8 protein-coding genes are annotated in these 18,135 nt (G+C 48.8%); 5 read left to right on the top strand and 3 right to left on the bottom strand.

Annotated elements, in window-relative coordinates:
- Positions 1–18: 18 nt before the first annotated feature.
- The gene (locus D7D25_RS05300; protein ID WP_255417197.1) at positions 19–3,057 is read right to left on the bottom strand and encodes a TonB-dependent receptor; all 3,039 of its coding nucleotides are present in this window, start codon (positions 3,055–3,057) and stop codon (positions 19–21) included.
- Between the two features lie 540 nt (positions 3,058–3,597).
- Between D7D25_RS05300 and D7D25_RS05295 the strand changes: the two genes are divergently transcribed.
- Positions 3,598–7,719: a hybrid sensor histidine kinase/response regulator transcription factor gene (locus tag D7D25_RS05295; RefSeq protein WP_122967927.1), complete on the top strand. Its 4,122-nt coding sequence runs from the start codon at positions 3,598–3,600 to the stop codon at positions 7,717–7,719.
- A 129-nt stretch (positions 7,720–7,848) separates the two neighbouring features.
- Here the strand turns inward: D7D25_RS05295 and D7D25_RS05290 are convergent, their stop codons facing one another.
- Positions 7,849–10,005 carry a translation factor GTPase family protein gene (locus tag D7D25_RS05290; protein WP_122967926.1) on the bottom strand — a complete coding sequence of 719 codons (2,157 nt, stop codon included), beginning with the start codon at positions 10,003–10,005 and terminating at the stop codon, positions 7,849–7,851.
- 450 nt (positions 10,006–10,455) lie between these two features.
- Between D7D25_RS05290 and D7D25_RS05285 the strand changes: the two genes are divergently transcribed.
- From D7D25_RS05285 to D7D25_RS05270, 4 genes are all read left to right on the top strand, one after another.
- On the top strand, positions 10,456–13,131 hold the full coding sequence (locus D7D25_RS05285) for a calcium-translocating P-type ATPase, PMCA-type (protein WP_122967925.1): 2,676 nt from the start codon (positions 10,456–10,458) through the stop codon (positions 13,129–13,131).
- 247 nt (positions 13,132–13,378) lie between these two features.
- Entirely contained in the window at positions 13,379–13,645 is a 267-nt protein-coding gene (locus D7D25_RS05280; protein ID WP_122967924.1) for an OadG family protein, read from the top strand.
- 18 nt (positions 13,646–13,663) lie between these two features.
- Complete coding sequence (locus D7D25_RS05275) at positions 13,664–15,589, top strand: biotin/lipoyl-containing protein (protein ID WP_122967923.1); 1,926 nt, start codon at positions 13,664–13,666, stop codon at positions 15,587–15,589.
- Between the two features lie 3 nt (positions 15,590–15,592).
- The gene (locus D7D25_RS05270) at positions 15,593–16,801 is read left to right on the top strand and encodes a sodium ion-translocating decarboxylase subunit beta (protein WP_122967922.1); all 1,209 of its coding nucleotides are present in this window, start codon (positions 15,593–15,595) and stop codon (positions 16,799–16,801) included.
- Positions 16,802–16,841: 40 nt separating this feature from the next.
- Here the strand turns inward: D7D25_RS05270 and D7D25_RS05265 are convergent, their stop codons facing one another.
- A complete protein-coding gene (locus D7D25_RS05265) occupies positions 16,842–18,041 on the bottom strand; it encodes a PLP-dependent aminotransferase family protein (RefSeq protein WP_122967921.1) in 1,200 nt (399 codons plus the stop codon).
- Positions 18,042–18,135: the final 94 nt, after the last annotated feature.

Below are 18,135 nucleotides of genomic sequence, written 5' to 3'. Positions count from 1 at the left end.
TTTTATCAGGTGAATACTTTAGAAAGTGACATTAAGGCCAAATACGACGTCGCGCGTGAGGGGGTAGTTCACATCCCAATTTTCTGATCCGCGCGTGATATACCTGGCTTCCGGATCCCAACCAATCCAGTTGGTAAACGTGTAGAGGTTACGTCCGCTTACATAGAGCTGGACATCGCTCAAACCGGCTTTATTCAACAGGGATTTGGGCAAACGGTAGCTCAACGTGACATCCTTGACACGGGTGTAGCTGGCATCGCTCGGGAATCCGTAACCGTGTGAGTTGGAGTGGTTGCCAAGTGATCGCCATTGGTTGCTCCTGTTCTCGGGTGTCCAGAAACCGACCTCGGCCGGACCGTTGCGACGGCCAAGCTCGTCCGAAGCCGTGGCGAGCACGCCGTTGTTGCTCATGATCCCCTGAACAGTTTGAATGAAGATACTCAAAGAAAAGTTCTTGTATGTGAAGGTGTTTGTCAGACCTCCTGTCCACTTGGGCTGTGTGGTGCCAAGGACCCGTCTGTCATTATTGTCAATTTTACCGTCGGGCCCGTCTTCGGGAAGACCGTCGCCGTCCGCATCGGGACTGCCAATATCGGCCAACTTCAAGTCACCGGCCACAGCGGAGTCATCCCAACCGATGTTGCCGCCTTCGGAAACAGGTTTGCCAATCTCATCTTCTTGCCATATACCGACCTTCGTATAGTCATAAATCACGCCGAAAGGTTTTCCGATAAACCAACGGTTACTGAGGTCACTTTTCCCGTCTCCATATACATCCACCCATTTGCTGGCATTCTTTGAGAACACGAGTGTGGTGTTCCAACGGAAGTCTCTCGTATCAATATTGGTGGAGTTCAGGGTAAGCTCTATACCTTTATTGTTCAGTACGCCAATATTGTCCCACACATCGGCAAAACCGGAGATGGTGTTCAGGCTTTGAAGCAGCAATACACCGTCGGTCGTGCGGTCGTACCATTCGATAGTACCATTGAGGCGATTGTTCCAGAGCCCGAAGTCGGCAGCGATGTTGAGCGACTTGGTGCGCTCCCACTGGATACTGGAGTTACCCATACGCGTACCTACCTTCATGGTGGTGGTGGTAGTGCCATCCATGGCCAAGGTGTTCGAGGTCAGCTTGAAGAATGAGCTGTATACAGGCAGCGAGGCATTCCCGGAATATCCATAGGAAGTGCGGAGCTTCAAGCTGTTGAGTACATGGGTGATGGGTTGGGCAAACTCTTCGCGGGTTACATTCCAGCCGATGGCGAAAGAGGGGAAAGTTCCCCACTTGGTATCGTCTCCGAAAACAGAAGAAGCGTCGCGACGGACTGTCGCGGTAAACAGGTAGCGGCTCTCATAGTTGTAATTCAGACGACCCATAAGGGATTGAAGGCGACGCAGGTCGGCCTCGGATGAGACAGATTGCGTGGAACCGGTCTCCAGGTTTCCCCAGCCCAGGTTGTCGTTCGGGAACATGCGGGAGTAGGCATACGCCTCCTGCCAATACTTGCTCGAGGCGGAGAACAGGCCTGTAAAGTCGAAGTGGTGCCTGTGAATGTCCTTCGCGTAAGAAACAATGTTCTCTATCAGGTAATACTGCGACTCGGAGTTGTAGATGTATCCATAGCCGTTTTCGTTGTAGACGGATTCACCCTCATAGTAATTGTTGCGGGTAGGTATATAGGTAAAACCGCCGTTCAAACGATACTTCAGGCCGTCAAGCGGTTTCAGCAGATTGCCAAAGTCTATTTCGCCATAACCGTTGACGGAGATGTTGAACGAACGGCGTTCGGGGTTCAACGTGGTATTCAGCAGGGGGTTTGCCCACAATGTCTCGGCGTACATCGGATAGTGGGTGTAGGTCACGCCGTCGTCTTCATACATCCTGGCATAGGGAGACATGGCGGCGGCATTCAGCAAATTGGCGCGGCCGCCGTCGCGGTTGTGAGCCGTAATGGAAAGACTTGAGCCGATGGTGGCGTATTTCGTGGGCTTCACGTCGATGTTGCTGCGGACGGCATAACGCTTGTAGTTATACCCTTTCACAACACCTTGCTGATCCATAAAGTCCCCGGCCACATAATATCTGGCCGTTTCGTCGCCTCCGGTTATACTCAGGTTGTGGTTCTGGATGATACCCTGCCGGGTTACTTCGTCGATCCAGTCAATGGTCTTACCAGCCTTGAAGTTATCCGCCTCGTAAGCATACTGCACACCACCGTAATCGGGATTTAACGGTTTATTCTGGATACGCGCATATTCGGCATAACGTTCAAGCAGCTGGTCGGTGGAACCCGGTTCAAGCACGTGGGCAATTTCGGAGAACCCCACCCAACCGCCGTAGCGGACGGTCGGTTTGGCAGAAGCCCCACGCTTGGTGGTGATAAGGATTACACCGTTGGCACCCTGCACGCCATAGATGGCTACGGAGGAAGCATCCTTCAGAATCTCGATAGATTCAATATCGTTGGGATTGACATCGTTGAGCGAGGCATCCACCGACATGGCCACACCATCCACCACAATCAGCGGGGAATTGCTCAGGTTCACCGAACTCCTGCCGCGGGTAACGATGCTCGCGGCATCGCCCGGCACCGATGAAGTCTGCGTGATGTTCACACCGGCAGCCACACCCTGGATGGATTGTGCAATGTTTTGCACGGGCAAGTTGCTCAAGCGTTCTTTCGGCACGGAGGTAACCGAACCGGTGATGTCCGAACGCTTCTGGGTACCGTAACCTACAACTACCACTTCATCGAGGGTTTGGGTGTCTTCTTCAAGGATAATGGTCAGTGACCGGCCGGTTACAGGTACCTCCTGTGTTACATAACCGATATAGCTGATCTGAAGGGTGGCTCCCTGGGATACGTTCAGGGTAAAATTACCATCGATATCGGTTATGGTACCATTGGTAGTGCCTTTCTCCAGTATGCTCGCGCCAATAACCGCTTCGCCGTTCACGTCGGAAACATTACCGGTTACGCTGGTTTGTGAAAACGCCGTCATGCCGCCTAAACATAAGGCGATGCATGTGATAAATGTTTTTAGCTTGTACATAGATTGATAATTTAGTGATGATATTGCATTAAAGTTTATGTGAATTAGGTTTTCAGATGCCTGATCATCGGCATTTTTACTCTTAAATCGATATGATCTAGAGTAGGCTCTTGAACTTTTTCCGCTTTCAAGGTTGATCTTTACAATAAAATCAATGCCTCTCTATAAAATCAAATTTCTCTAAAAGCTCTCAATTTTTTTCATAGGCAAAATTCATTTAATTATATTAAAATATTATTTAAAACTCACAGTGTCCAAAGGTAGGCTGGCGGGATATAAATTAACTCGAATTATCACTCAAAAAGGTGGAAAAATATGAAGACAACTTTATTTTAACATGGCGTCTTATCGTCAATCCTTTAATAATTAACCGTATTTAGTGACAGATTCCTTTTCTGATAAGCCATCTTTTTACATAAAATTTTTCCGGACCAGATTTAGTTTTCTTATATTTGTAGAGTATAAGATGCGTGTCGGGCAAGCTCAAGCAAGCTTGGCTTACCTGTCAACTTTCATTATTTTTGTAAAAAACTGATTTTAATGAAGAAGTGGTCGCCAGATATTCTACCCAATCATTTAACATTCATTACCGTCGTTTTCATTTTGCTGTTCGGCTCTACAGATTGTATGTATTCCCGACAGGGCAGCGTTGGGTTGGATTTTGATATCCTGAGCACGACGGATGGTTTTCCCACCAATGAAATACAGAAAGTATATCAGGATCGGGAGGGATTTATGTGGTTTGCCACGAGAAACGGACTATGCAAATACGACGGGTACCAGATGACGGTTTATAATTTGTTGACAAGCAATAATATTCATTGTCTGGCGGATGATGACCGGGGAAATCTCTGGGTAGGAACCTACAGCGGGATGAACCGATTCGATAAGAGGTCGGGGACATTTGAACCTGTCGAGATCCGGAACACAACCAATAAGGTGGTTTCCTGTATTCTGGTGACAAAAAATAATGAGGTGTGGATCGGATTGGATGACGGACTCTTCAGATACGATTCGCGTGAGAACGCCTTTACCCATCATAGTCTGCAAAAAGTTGGCGACATATCCATCACTGCTTCACTCAAATCCATCATTCAGGATACCTCCGGTGAGATATGGATCGGCACATGGGATAACGGATTATACCGTTATGCTCCCTCTAAGAATATCTTTTACGTTTACCCGCGACTGAACCCGCGTAACTCGGCGCATGTGATCTATGAAGACAGCAGGAAGAATATCTGGATAGGAACATGGGGCGAAGGTCTTCATCTGCTCGAAAACCCGCGTGATACGGCGAACCTCCGGTTGAAGACATACCGGCATGATGACGACGATCCGGAAAGTCTCTCGGACAACCTTGTCTATGATATCTGTGAAGATATCCATACCAATACCTTGTGGATAGGTACCCGTAGCGGTCTTAGTATGCTGGAATATGATAACCCTTCCGGATTTATCAATTGGAGTACAACACATAAGACCAATAAGCTTCCCTCCAACGAGATCAATTCCATTATCCGGGATAACAAGGAAAATATCTGGATCGGCACTATCGGCGGTGGTGTCTTGTTTGCAAATACGGAAAAGCCGAAGTTCGGTTTTTTTGATCTGGATCTTCCGGAGATACCTACCGGTGCGATACGGTCGGTTTTTTTAGACAATGACGATAATATGTGGATGGGGATAGGCACATACGGAGTTGTCTTGTATGATAAAAAATCGGGAAACACCTTCTCGCAACTGGCCTTACAGGAATTCGACGGGTTAGGACAAGTCACAATTTACGATATCAGGCAGCGCAATGCCGGCGAAATACTTTTCGGCACCTATGGTGGCGGACTATGGGTTTATGAAAAGGGAAAACCGGTGAGGAGCTATACTGACACCAATTGCTCTTTCATCACTGATAACCGGATACGAAGTATCCATATTGACCGGCAAGGCAACACCTGGATCGGCACGCAATACGGTTTGGGTGTGTGGCTCAACGATAACAGAGGATTTGCTTTTGACGAGATCGTAGTTGACGGAAAACGCCTGGAGCCGTCAAGTATGATCGATATAACAGAAGACGGCACAGGTAAAATATGGATCGCAACGATCAATAAGGGTGTGATATCGTTGGAAGGTAATCTCCGGAATAAGGAAGGGCTGGTTTTCAAAAACTATGCTGTTGAAAACGGAAAGATATCCGCGCGCACTATCCATGTGCTGTATTATGATACTTCCGGACGTTTGTGGGCCGGCAGTGAGGGCGGAAGGTTGTATCTGTATGACGAAATATCCGACTCTTTTATCGATAAATCGCCTCAATTCTCTATTCTGGGAACTCTGATAAGCTCCATCAAAGAAGACCGCCAGGGAAATCTCTGGGTCGGCACAAGCAATGGACTTGCCAGACTCTCTTTCAATGAAACGGCAGAATTGACAAGTTATCGGATTTATACTACAGCCGATGGCTTATGCGATAACTTCTTTATACCGAAATCATCCTGTAATCATAAGGGAGAGCTGTTTTTTGGAGGGTATAAGGGATTGGTGCGGTTTAACCCGGATAATATAGAGGCAGAAATCAATCCTACACCGTTTTATATAACCGATATAAGGGTATTGAACACCTCTTTCTATAATCTGGGCGGGGAAATAACCGGTAAAATATCTGAAAAGGTGCCCTCTTTCTCTGACCGGATTACGATCCCGCATAAGTATAATAATTTCAGCATCCATTTTGCCACCCTCAATTACAAAAATCCTGAACTCAACAGGTATGCCTATAAACTGGCGGGGTTTAATCAGGACTGGACATATGCCGATTCGAAACAGAATGTGGCTTATTACAACAATCTTTCACCGGGACAGTATGTTTTTCAATTAAAGGCGACTACACAGAACGGCGTGTGGAACGATGAAATCAAGGAGATGCGGATCCATGTGCTGCCGCCATTCTGGCTTTCATGGTGGGCTTTTATCATCTATTTTTGCCTTTTGACACTGATCGGTTATGTAATATACCGAAATATCCTGAATCGGATACAACTGCGTAATCAGCTTCGATATAAAGAAATAGAACAGGAAAAGGCCGAGGAACTCAATCATGCCAAACTACAGTTCTTCACCAATATCACCCATGAATTTCTGACCCCGCTCACCATTATTTCGGCCACAGTGGATGAGTTACAACAAATATCACCCGGGAATGACGACCTTTACGCCACTATGGGGCGTAATGTGAATCGGCTTACCCGGTTGTTACAACAAATCCTGGAATTCAGGAAAGCTGAAACCGGGAATTTACAATTGCGTGTGGCATACGGTAATATCTCCGAGTTTATAAGAAATGCCACCGAATCGTTCTATCCGCTGATCAGGAAGAAGAAACTTCATTTTTCCTATGTGAGTGATCCGGAAAATATTCAGGGTTTATTTGATATTGATAAGCTGGATAAGATACTCTACAACCTGGTCTCAAATGCTGCCAAATATGTAACGGAAGATGGCTACGTGCAGCTGACACTCTCGTATCGCGATGAAGATAAAGACCATATCCGCATTTCGGTAAAAGACAACGGCGCGGGAATCTCAAAAGACGACCAGCAAACATTGTTCAAGCGGTTCTACGAGGGAGATTACCGCCGCCACAAAACTACCGGCACCGGCATCGGATTATCATTGGTAAAAGACCTTGTCCACCTCCATCACGGGACGATACAGGTGGAAAGCGAGATCGGTAAAGGTGCTGAATTCACGGTCATCCTTCCCATCGACGTCTCTTGTTTCGAGGATTCAGAAATCGATACCAATAAATTTGAAACCGTCGGGGAGCCGACTGTCGCGGAGGAGAACCCGATAACGGAAGAAAACGTGCCTGCGACGAAAAATCAAAAAGCATCATCCGTACTGGTTGTGGAAGACAGTGCGGAGATATTGCAACTTATTCATCGGTTGTTAAACAGGGATTATCATGTATTGACTGCTACAAACGGAAAAGAGGCGACGCTTATTCTCGAACATGAAAAAATAGATATTATTGTTTCCGATATCATGATGCCGGAGATGGATGGCGTGGAACTGTGCAGATCGCTGAAGAACAATATCGAATATAGTCATATTCCTATTATCTTACTGACGGCCAAAACCGATGAGAAAGACCGCGCTGATGCCTATGAGTCGGGAGCCGATGCATTTATCAGTAAGCCTTTTAACCTGACCGTGCTGCATGCGCGTATCAAAAATCTGTTAAAAAACCGGGAACGCATGGCACGGGATTTTAAGAATCAGTTGGTATTTGAATTGAAAGATCTGGAATTCACCAATCTCGACGAAGCATTCATACGAAAAGCGATCGATTGCGTGAACCGGCATTTGGATAACACGGAATTTGACCAGCAACAGTTCTCTGAAGAGATGAACGTAAGCAAGTCCACGCTGTATAATAAACTGAAAACCCTTACTGGATTGAATACTTCGGCATTTATCACGAACATCAGGCTAAAAGCGGCTTGCCGGATCATGGATCAAAACCGGAATATCCGGATATCGGATCTGGCTTATGCCGTGGGGTTCAACGATCCTAAGTATTTCAGTTCCTGCTTCAAGAAGGAATTCAATATGCGTCCGAGTGAATATATGGAACGATTTTCGGGTACATTGGGTGAATAAGCCAATTTGCCAATGAGAATAATATGCCAGTGGGAAAACAGGAAAGATGAGAGGAGCAAGGTTAATTATTAGTATAAAAACGGGGCGACCGTTTTGGTCGCCCCTGATGTTGAAAAGTGTGGGTGGTTATTATTCCTCCTTTTCCTGCGCCTCATAGGCTTTCAACAGTTTTTCCTGCACATCGGAAGGAACCAGTTCATAGCTCGAGAATTTCATGGAAAAAGAAGCCCTTCCGCCGGAGATGGAGCTCAGTGATGTGGAGTAGGAACTCATTTCTTTCAGGGGCACTTTCGCCTTGAGTTTTTCGAATCCTTTTTCACTTTCCATCCCCATGATCATGGCACGGCGTCCCTGCAGGTCACTCATCACATCGCCCATATACTCACCCGGTACCGATACCGTCACATCATAGACAGGTTCGAGGATCTTGGGCCCCGCATTTTTGAATGCGGTGCTAAACGCATTACGTCCCGCGAGCATAAAAGAGATTTCATTGGAATCCACAGGGTGCATCTTGCCGTCGTACACAATCACGCGTACGTCGCGGGCATACGATCCGGTAAGGGGACCCTGCTCCATACGGGCCATGATCCCTTTCAGGATAGCAGGCAGGAAGCGGGTATCAATGGCTCCCCCCACGATACTGTTCACAAATACCAGTTTACCGCCCCATTCCAGGTTGATCTCCTGGGTGTCGCGGTTCTGCACTTTGTATTCCTGGCCGTTGAATCGGTAGACTTCCGGCACGGGCATGCCTTCGGTATAAGGCTCTACGATAAGATGCACCTCTCCGAACTGGCCCGCGCCACCCGATTGCTTCTTGTGACGGTAATCGGCGCGTGCTGCCTTCGTGATGGTCTCACGGTATGGTATCTTGGGTTCCAGGAATTCAATTTCGATCTTGTCGTTGTTCTCCAACCGCCATTTCAATGTCCTGAGGTGAAACTCGCCCTGTCCCGAGACGATCATCTGTTTCAACTCTTTGGAGTTTTCCACCAACCATGTGGGATCTTCCTCTTTCATCCGGGTGAGCGCTTCGCTCAGCTTTTCGGAGTTCGACTCGTTGACAGCCTTGATCGCCCGGCGGTAACGGGGTTCCGGATAACGGATGAAATCAAACTTGTGCCCGCTATCTTTTGCGTTGAGTGTATTCCCTGTACGCGCGTCTTTGAGTTTTACCGCCGCGCCGATACTGCCTGCCTGTAACTCTTCCGCTTTGTTGCGGATCTGTCCGGCCACGGTATAAAGCTGTACGAGACGCTCTTTTGAGCCGCGGTTGGCATTGACGAGGTCGTCGCCTTCTTTCACCGAGCCCGACATCACCTTAAAATAGGAAACTTCCCCGATATGGGGCTCGACCGTTGTTTTAAAGAAAAACAAGCTTGTGGGGGCTGACGCGTCGGGTTTCACTTCTTCCCCTTCGCTGTTGAGCGGGGCGGGCACTTCGAGCGGAGAGGGCGCCACCATACTCAGGAAGTTCATGATGCGGTGCACCGCCATATTTTTTTCTGCCGAGGCGCAGAAGAGCGGGTAGAGGCTGCGGCTGACCATGCCCTTGTGGATACCGTCGCGCATCTCTTCTTCGGTAAGGGAGCCTTGGTCGAAATATTTTTCCATCAGACCCTCGTCATTTTCGGCCGCTGCTTCCAATAAAGTCTGATAATATTCTCCCGCTTTATCCTTCTCACTGTCGGGGATTTCCAATACGTCGGGGGCTGTGGCACCCGGTTTCCATTTATACAGTTTTTGCTTCAACACATCCACGATCCCGTCGAAAGAGCTGCCGCTGCCAATAGGATATTGTACCGGTACGACTTTGTTACCGTATTGTTCTTTCAGGCTTGCAAGGGTGTTGTCGTAATCTGCTTTCTCATGGTCCATCTGATTCATCAAGAAAACGAGCGGTTTATTCAGGTCGTCCACATAGCGGAGCTGATTGACGGTGCCCACTTCCACCCCGTTGGCTGCATCGATCAGCATCAGTGCCATATCCGTAACATTGAGGGCTGAAACAACGCCTCCCACAAAATCATCCGAGCCGGGACAATCGATAAAGTTCATCAGTCTCTCTTTCCACTCGTATGAAAAAACAGTGGAGAAGACGGAATATCCATATTCCTTCTCTACAGGGAAGTAGTCACTCACGGTATTCTTTCCCTCTACCGTGCCGCGTCGTTTTATAAGACCACACTCGAAAAGCATGGCTTCCGCGAGAGTGGTCTTACCTGAGCCTGCATTGCCAATGAGGGCAATGTTCCTGATTTCGTTTGTCTTGTAAACTTTCATACGCTTTTTTTATTTTTTTTGTTGATGTGAATGGAATATTCGCGTTAAGCCAAATGGGCAGAGCCAAGTTTATTCGAGCTATGCCAAAATCTTGCATCTTGAGTTTCCAAGTTCTTGATTCCAATTTTATATTGTATGAAAAAAGACTTTGCCGTGGCATAAATACCGGCAAAGTCATGCTATCTTAAATAGCGTCGCAATATATAAAAAACGCATGACAAAGGAAAGTGTTACGATTATGTTATAAAACATATCCGGGCGGAGCTGGCGCCGGGAGAGGAGTCGTCCCCGGTGCGCAAAAGGTATTCCCACCATGGGTAAAGTTCTGTCTGTGATCCTTTGCGGTGAAACGGTGTAAACATTTCTCCCTACTGTTTGTTTATTTCGCATATGCTTCAGGAGGTTTACTCCAGCCATGGAGACGCACGTTTATATTTAAAAGATTAAAGAATGAAAGATCGCCATTACAATCAACCGGTTGAAGAGATATTGCAACAATTGGAAGTTTCATCCGATAAGGGGCTTTCGGAAGATGAAGCGAAAGAACGGCTTGCCCGGTATGGCCCCAATCAACTCCAATCCCAAAAACAGAAAACGCTCCTGATGATGTTCTTTGAACAATTCAAGAGCATCATGGTAGTTATTTTACTTATCGCTGCCGCCGTGTCGGGAGTGATCGGCGTGATGGAAGGCGAAGGATTGGTGGAGGCTTTTGTGATAATGGCGATATTGGTGGTCAACGCGGTAATCGGCACGGTACAGGAAAAAAAGGCGCAATCGTCGTTGGATGCGCTGAACAAGATGAGTTCACCTCATTCGAAAGTATTACGGGAAGGGGAGGTGACGGAGATCACGTCCACCGAAATTGTGCCCGGCGATATAGTGGTGTTGGATACCGGCGACATTATCCCTGCCGATTTGCGTCTGATAGAGGTGGTGAATATGAAAGTACAGGAATCGGCCCTTACCGGCGAGTCGGTGCCTGTGGAAAAGAGTGGGGGAGTGTTGGAGGCGGAAGATCTTCCTTTGGGCGACCGGGATAACATGGCTTTTTCCACCGGTACCGTGACCTATGGACGCGGGAAAGGAGTGGTGGTCGGCACCGGCATGGAAACCGAAGTGGGCAAGATAGCCCAAATGCTCCAAAATACGCGGGATACGGAAACGCCGATGAGTAAACGTCTCGGACAACTCGGTAAAGTGTTGGGTTATGTGGCGCTGGGAATCTGTGTCTTTATATTTATGATAGGCGTCTTGTACGGAAACCACTGGTTGGAGATGCTGATGATGGCTGTCAGCTTGGCAGTAGCGGCTATTCCCGAAGGGTTACAGATAGTCTCTACCATTGTGTTGGCTATTGGCGTGCAGCGGCTGGTGAAACTGAACGCCATCGTGCGCACATTGCCTTCTGTGGAAACCTTGGGAAGTGTCACGGTGATCTGCTCCGATAAGACAGGTACGCTTACACAGAATAAAATGACCGTCGTGGAAGCATGGACGAGCGGTAACCGCATCGATTTCCGCCATCCACCGCTTGCCGAAGAACTCGGTGACGATGAGCGGATGTTGCTGCAATCATCTTTGCTCTGTACCGACGCGCACCTGAAAAAGTTGCCAGGCGGAGAACATGAGGTTGCCGGGGATCCCACGGAAACTGCCATTGTGGATGCTGCTCTCAGGCTGAAAATGGACAAGAAGGAACTGGACAACCGCTTTCCCCGGGTGGCGGAGATACCGTTCGACTCTGAAAGGAAAAGAATGTCGACCATTCACCGCATGGAAGAGGGGATATTTCGCGTAAACCTGAAAGGGGGAGTGGATGAGGTGCTCGCGGTCTCCACCCGGATGCTTGTCCGGGGAAAGGTGCGTCCTGTTACCCAAGAAGATATTGAGACCATCAAAGAGGAGAATCAGCGGATGGCACAATCGGCATTACGTGTGCTTGCCGTCGCATACAAAGATATGGATACCCTGCCTGATGAAGTAAGTACGGAAACGATCGAGAAGGATCTCGTCTTCGCGGGGCTGCTCGGCATGATCGATCCGGCCCGTCCCGAAGTGGTAGAAGCCGTGAAAAAGTGTAAGACGGCCGGGATTCGTCCGGTGATGATCACCGGCGACCACAAGGTGACGGCAGTTGCTATTGCCGATGAGATAGGGATTTACAATGAAGGGGATCAAGCCGTTACCGGCACCGACGTGGAAGAGATGGACGATGATACGCTTTATCGCGACGTGGAGGCCTATTCGGTATATGCGCGTGTGGCTCCTGAACACAAAGTAAGGATAGTGAAAGCCTGGCAGTCGCATGATGATATCGTGGCGATGACCGGCGACGGGGTGAATGACGCGCCGGCACTCAAACAGGCAGATATCGGTGTGTCGATGGGGATGGTGGGCACCGAAGTAGCCAAGGAAGCATCGGATGTGATCCTGACGGACGATAATTTTGCCACTATCGTGAGCGCTGTGGAAGAGGGACGCCGTATTTATGACAATATACTAAAGGTTATACAGTTTCTACTGTCAGCCAATGTGGGGGAGGTGTTGCTGATCTTTATCGCTTCCATTGCCAATATCGGCAATCCGTTAACCCCTATCCTTATATTATGGATTAACCTGGTCACAGACAGTCTTCCCGCGTTGGCATTGAGTATGGACCCTGCCGATAAGGATGTGATGACCCGCAAACCGCGGGATCCCAAACAGGGTTTCTTCACCAGAGGAATGGTCCGGAGAATAGGCTACCAGGGAGCTACCATCGGCTTTATCTCATTGGTTGCTTATATGATCGGCTTTAAGGATGGCGGTCAACCTTTAGGACAGACCATGGCTTTTGCCGTGCTGGGTTTCTCGCAATTGTTGCATGTGCGAAATCTGCATTCCAACAGACGTTCGTCTTTCCAAACAAGTATATTCAGTAACCGGTCATTGCTAGGCGCGATCTTCCTGTCGGCCCTGCTGCTATTGGCCGTGCTGGTGATACCCGGCGTAATGGAGATCTTTGGTGTAACGCCCATGGATGCTGCTCACTGGCTTTACGCGGGTCTTCTTTCCCTGGTGCCTATTGTGGTGGTGGAACTGGTGAAACTGATGAAGATCAATCACAGTAAAGAGGAGTATTGAAAGGAATGTGCCGATATGGCAATGTCCCGGTTTTGGCAGCATGCATATGCCCCGGTTGTATGCTCCTTGAGGATATGAAATCACGTTAAACAATCCTTAAATTGCGCAAATTGCAGCTTTTTGTGCAATAAATCAGATATTTTTTGTATTTTTGAGGTCCGAAATTTACATTCTTGTGTTAAATCTGCCCTAATCCTTTCAATTTTATTTTGTTAGGTTGTCATCTTTTGGGTTAAAAAAAGGATATATGGAAAATCTGAATACGGCATTAGGCCTATTGGTGGTGGGAATGGTGACTGTTTTTATCATTCTTTGTCTGGTTGTGGTGATCGGCAATCTGGTGATTCGTCTTACCAACCGTTTTATTCCGGTGGCCGGTCCGGCGGCGGGTACATCAGGAAACGGAGATGCCGCGGGAAAGAGAACGCATTCCAAAAAGCTTGCAGTCATAGTGGCCGCCGTGGATGTGGTGACACACGGGCAGGGTAATGTGGAATCCATAGAGAGGAAATAATCAAAAAATATATTTTATATGGGAAGAGAGATTAAGTTCAGTCTTATGTACAGGGACATGTGGCAATCGTCCGGTAAATATGTTCCCACTGTAGAGCAGCTCAGGGAGGTAGCTCCCGCCATTATTGATATGGGTTGTTTTGCCAGGGTGGAGACCAACGGCGGTGGCTTTGAGCAGATTAACCTGCTGTTCGGGGAGGACCCTAACAAAGCCGTGCGTGAGTGGACGCAGCCCTTTAATGATGCGGGTATACAAACCCATATGCTGGAGCGGGGATTGAATGGAATACGTATGAGCCCGGTGCCGGCCGATGTGCGCAGGCTGATGTTCCGGGTGAAGAAGAAACAGGGAACCGACATAGCCCGTTCATTCGACGGACTGAATGATCCCCGCAACTTAGAGAATTCCATTCAATTTGCCAAAGAGGCAGGGATGATTGCCCAGGCTGCGCTCAGCCTGACGGTATCACCTATCCATACGGTGGAATATTACACTGAGTTGGCTGATACCCTGATCGGGATGGGTGCGGATGAGATCTGTGTCAAGGATATGGCCGGCGTGGGGCGTCCCGCAAGCATCGGCAAGATCATCAAAAAAATCAAAGAGAAACATCCCGGCATACCGGTCCAGTACCACGGCCATGCCGGTCCCGGTTTCCAGATGGCTTCCATTCTCGAAGCTGCCTATGCCGGTGCCGAATATATCGATGTGGGTATGGAGCCGCTGGCCTGGGGGACAGGACATGCTGACGTGCTGGCAGTACAGGCGATGCTTAAGGATGCTGGTTTCAATGTGCCGGAGATCAATATGAAAGCATATATGAAAGTGCGTTCTCTCACGCAGAAGTATATTGACGATTTTCTCGGTTATTACATCAACCCGAAAAACCGGTTGAACAACTCACTGCTGATCGCACCCGGATTACCCGGTGGCATGATGGGCAGCCTGATGGCCGATCTGGAGAACAATCTTTCTTCTCTCAACAAGTGGAAGAAGAAGCATGGACAGCCAAAACTCACGCAGGACGATCTGTTAATCAAACTGTTTGATGAAGTGACGTATGTATGGCCCAAGATAGGATACCCTCCGCTTGTCACGCCGTTCAGCCAGTATGTCAAGAACCTGGCGCTGATGAACGTGTTACAGCTTGAAAAAGGCAAAGAACGCTGGACGATGATCGCGGATAATATCTGGGACATGATCCTGGGTAAGTCGGGTAAACTCCCTGGCGAGCTGGCTCCGGAAATAGTGGAGATGGCCAAACAGCAGGGGCGTGAGTTCTATGCCGGCGATCCGCAGGCATTCTATCCTGACCAGTTGGATGAGTTCCGTGCGGAGATGAAGAGGAATAATTGGGATTTTGGACAAGACGACGAAGAGTTGTTTGAATTAGCCATGCATCCGGAACAATACAGAGCCTATAAGTCGGGTGATGCCAAGAAGTCTTTCGAGGCCGAATTGGCTGAGAAAAAAGCGGAAAAAGAAGCGTCGGCGGCTCCGGCACCTCCAAAAGCGGAGGCAACCCATGTCAATAGTTTCCAGCCCAGGACACTGGTCGTCAATATTGATAATGAAGAGTATGTGGTGAATATATCCTATCCCGGAAACGGGGAGGGAACGTCTCTGCCGCAACCGAAACCCGCTGTTCAGTCAACCGCTCCTGTAAAGCAACCAACCGCGGTAAATGCCACACCACCCTCTTCCGGCGGACAGGTAAAAGAGGTGGTTTCGCCCTTGGAAGGGAAATTCTTTCTTACCAAAGATTCTTCGGAAACTGCGGTGAAGGTAGGGGATAGTGTGCGGGCAGGTGATATTATCGGTTATATCGAGTCGATGAAGACTTATAATGCCGTGGCTGCTGAAGAGAGCGGTAAGGTGACGGAGATTTGCTTCGCTAACGGTGCCGCGGTAGACGAAGATGACGTACTCATTAAAATGGTGTGAGAAATGAGTGAAATCTTTGCCAGTCTGACAGAAATGATGGGATTCAGCATGATCGGTTGGGAGACTGTTTTGATGTGGGTGATCGCATTTGTCTTGTTGTATCTCGGTATCTTTAAAGAGTATGAACCGCTTCTGCTCGTTCCCATTGGCTTTGGCGTACTACTGGCCAACCTGCCCGGGGCGGGGCTGGGGATAGTGGATAACAGCCTGGTGCAACATGCCGACGGTAGCTATAAAAGTCTGCTTGATATCGCCAATGAGCATGGAATCATGAATTTTCTCTATTACGCGCTGATCAAGACCGGTATTCTGCCGCCTATTATATTTATGGGAGTGGGTGCGCTTACCGATTTCGGGCCAATGTTGCGTAACCTCAAGCTTGCATTGTTCGGAGGTGCGGCGCAGATCGGTATCTTCTCGGTATTGCTTGCTGCCGTTATCATGGGCTTTACACTGCCGGAAGCCGCTTCCCTCGGAATTATCGGGGGTGCCGACGGGCCCACGGCCATCTACACCACCATTAAGCTGGCACCCCATTTGTTAGGTCCTATTGCCATTGCTGCCTATTCTTATATGGCGTTGGTACCGGTGATCATCCCGGCAGTGGCCAAACTGCTCATGAAAGAGAAGGAGTTCAAGATCCATATGAAGAAGATGGATAAGCAGTATCCGCCCAAGCATGATATCAAGCATCTGAAGACTGTAAAGATCATTTTCCCGATCGTGCTGGGAGTAATTGTGGCGGTTTTCGTGCCTTCTTCGGCGCCCTTGTTGGGGATGTTGCTGTTCGGTAATTTAGTGAAAGAGATCGGCCCCAATACGGGCCGGCTTGCCGAGGCGGCTTCCGGCCCCATCATGAACACGGCCACCATCTTTCTGGGGCTGACCGTGGGGGCTACCATGACATCGGAAGTATTCCTCTCAGGCCAGACTCTGGGCATTATTGTGGGGGGATTCCTTGCTTTTGCCGTTTCGGTAGCCGGCGGGATCTTTTTCGTGAAGCTATACAACTTGTTTGCGAAGAAAAAAATCAATCCCCTTGTGGGTGCCACGGGACTGAGTGCCGTTCCCATGGCCTCTCGCGTGGCCAATGATTTGGCATTGAAATACGATAAGTCGAATCATATCCTGCAATATTGTATGGCCAGCAATGTGTCCGGCGTGATCGGATCGGCCGTTGCGGCAGGTGTATTGATCTCGTTCTTAGGTTGATAAAAAACGGGGCCCGAGTGTGAATGATAGGGTGTGCGGCTCATGGGCCGCACATTTCTTTAATGGCCTGCGCAATCAGTGGGACACCCCGCCGGATGGTGTCCACATTGGTATTGCAGAATGATACCCGCATACAATCATTCTTGATGCCCGCGGGATCGAAAGTTTTTCCCGTGACAAAGACTACCCCTTTCCCAATCGCTTTTTTCAGGATGGCGGTAGCATTGCTGCCTTCGGGCAACTGCAGCCAGGCATAGAATCCCCCGCGTGGCTTTTCGAATGTCACATAGGCCGGCAGGAATTCCTCCAGCGCCCCGATCATGGCCAGTCCCCGCTTTTTATATTCTTCCCTTATGTTTGCCGTATAATTGTAGAGATCTCCCCGCCGGATAAATTTGTCGGCGAGCATTTGTGATATGCTGGGTGAACAGGCATCGATTGACTGTTTAATCAGCTCACATTTCCGGTAGATCTCATCCGGCACCAGCATCCACCCCAGGCGTAGTCCCGGGCCCAATATCTTGGAAAACGACCCGGTGTGGCAGACATCGATTCCCTCCGGATCGGTCACCTTCATCAGCCGCATCTCCGGCAGATCTTCGTCGTAAAAATAGAGCTCGCTGTAAGCGTCATCCTCGATCACAGCGATTTGCCTTTCTTTTAACAGAGCCATCATTTCCTGTTTCACCTTCCGTGAGTAAATGATTCCGGCGGGATTATGGAAATTAGGCGTGTAGTAAAGGAATTTTGGAGCGGGCAGGGTGCTCTCGAGCCTCTTTTTGAGCTGGTCGACATCCATTCCGTCCTCTTTCAGCGGTATGGATACCAAGTTTGCCTGACAAGCACGGAAGGCGGAGAGCGCTCCGATAAAGCCGGGGTTTTCTACCAAAACCGGATCCCCAGGGTCGATAAATGCCTTTGCAAGGATGTGTATGGCCTGTAGTGAACCGGTGGTGATCATCAACCGGTTGCTCTTTACCGGTAACCCCTTTTTTTCGAGGTAGTCCGACAGCGACTCCAGCAACGAAGGCAGCCCCGTGGTAGGGCCATACTGTAACGCCGTCTGTTTTTCCTTTTCCGTGAGGGATTGATAGATCCGGTCAAGGGTTTCGAGGGGGAACAGCTCATTTCCCGGCATGCCGCCGGCAAAAGAGATCATATCGGGAGCCGTAGCGAGGCTCATCAGGTCGCGTATTTCCGAAGAACGGAGATTTGTGATACTGCTTGCGAATCGGGGCATAATTTGGAACTTGGAACTTGGAACTTGGAATTTGGAACTTAGAACTTGGAACTTAGAACTTGGAACTTGGAACTTGGAACTTGGAACTTAGAAT

It is taken from the genome of Proteiniphilum sp. X52, from assembly GCF_003712195.1.
GTDB lineage: Bacteria > Bacteroidota > Bacteroidia > Bacteroidales > Dysgonomonadaceae > Proteiniphilum.
The sequence above is the reverse complement of the archived record's forward strand: the minus strand, read 5'-3'. Positions and strand labels throughout refer to the sequence as shown.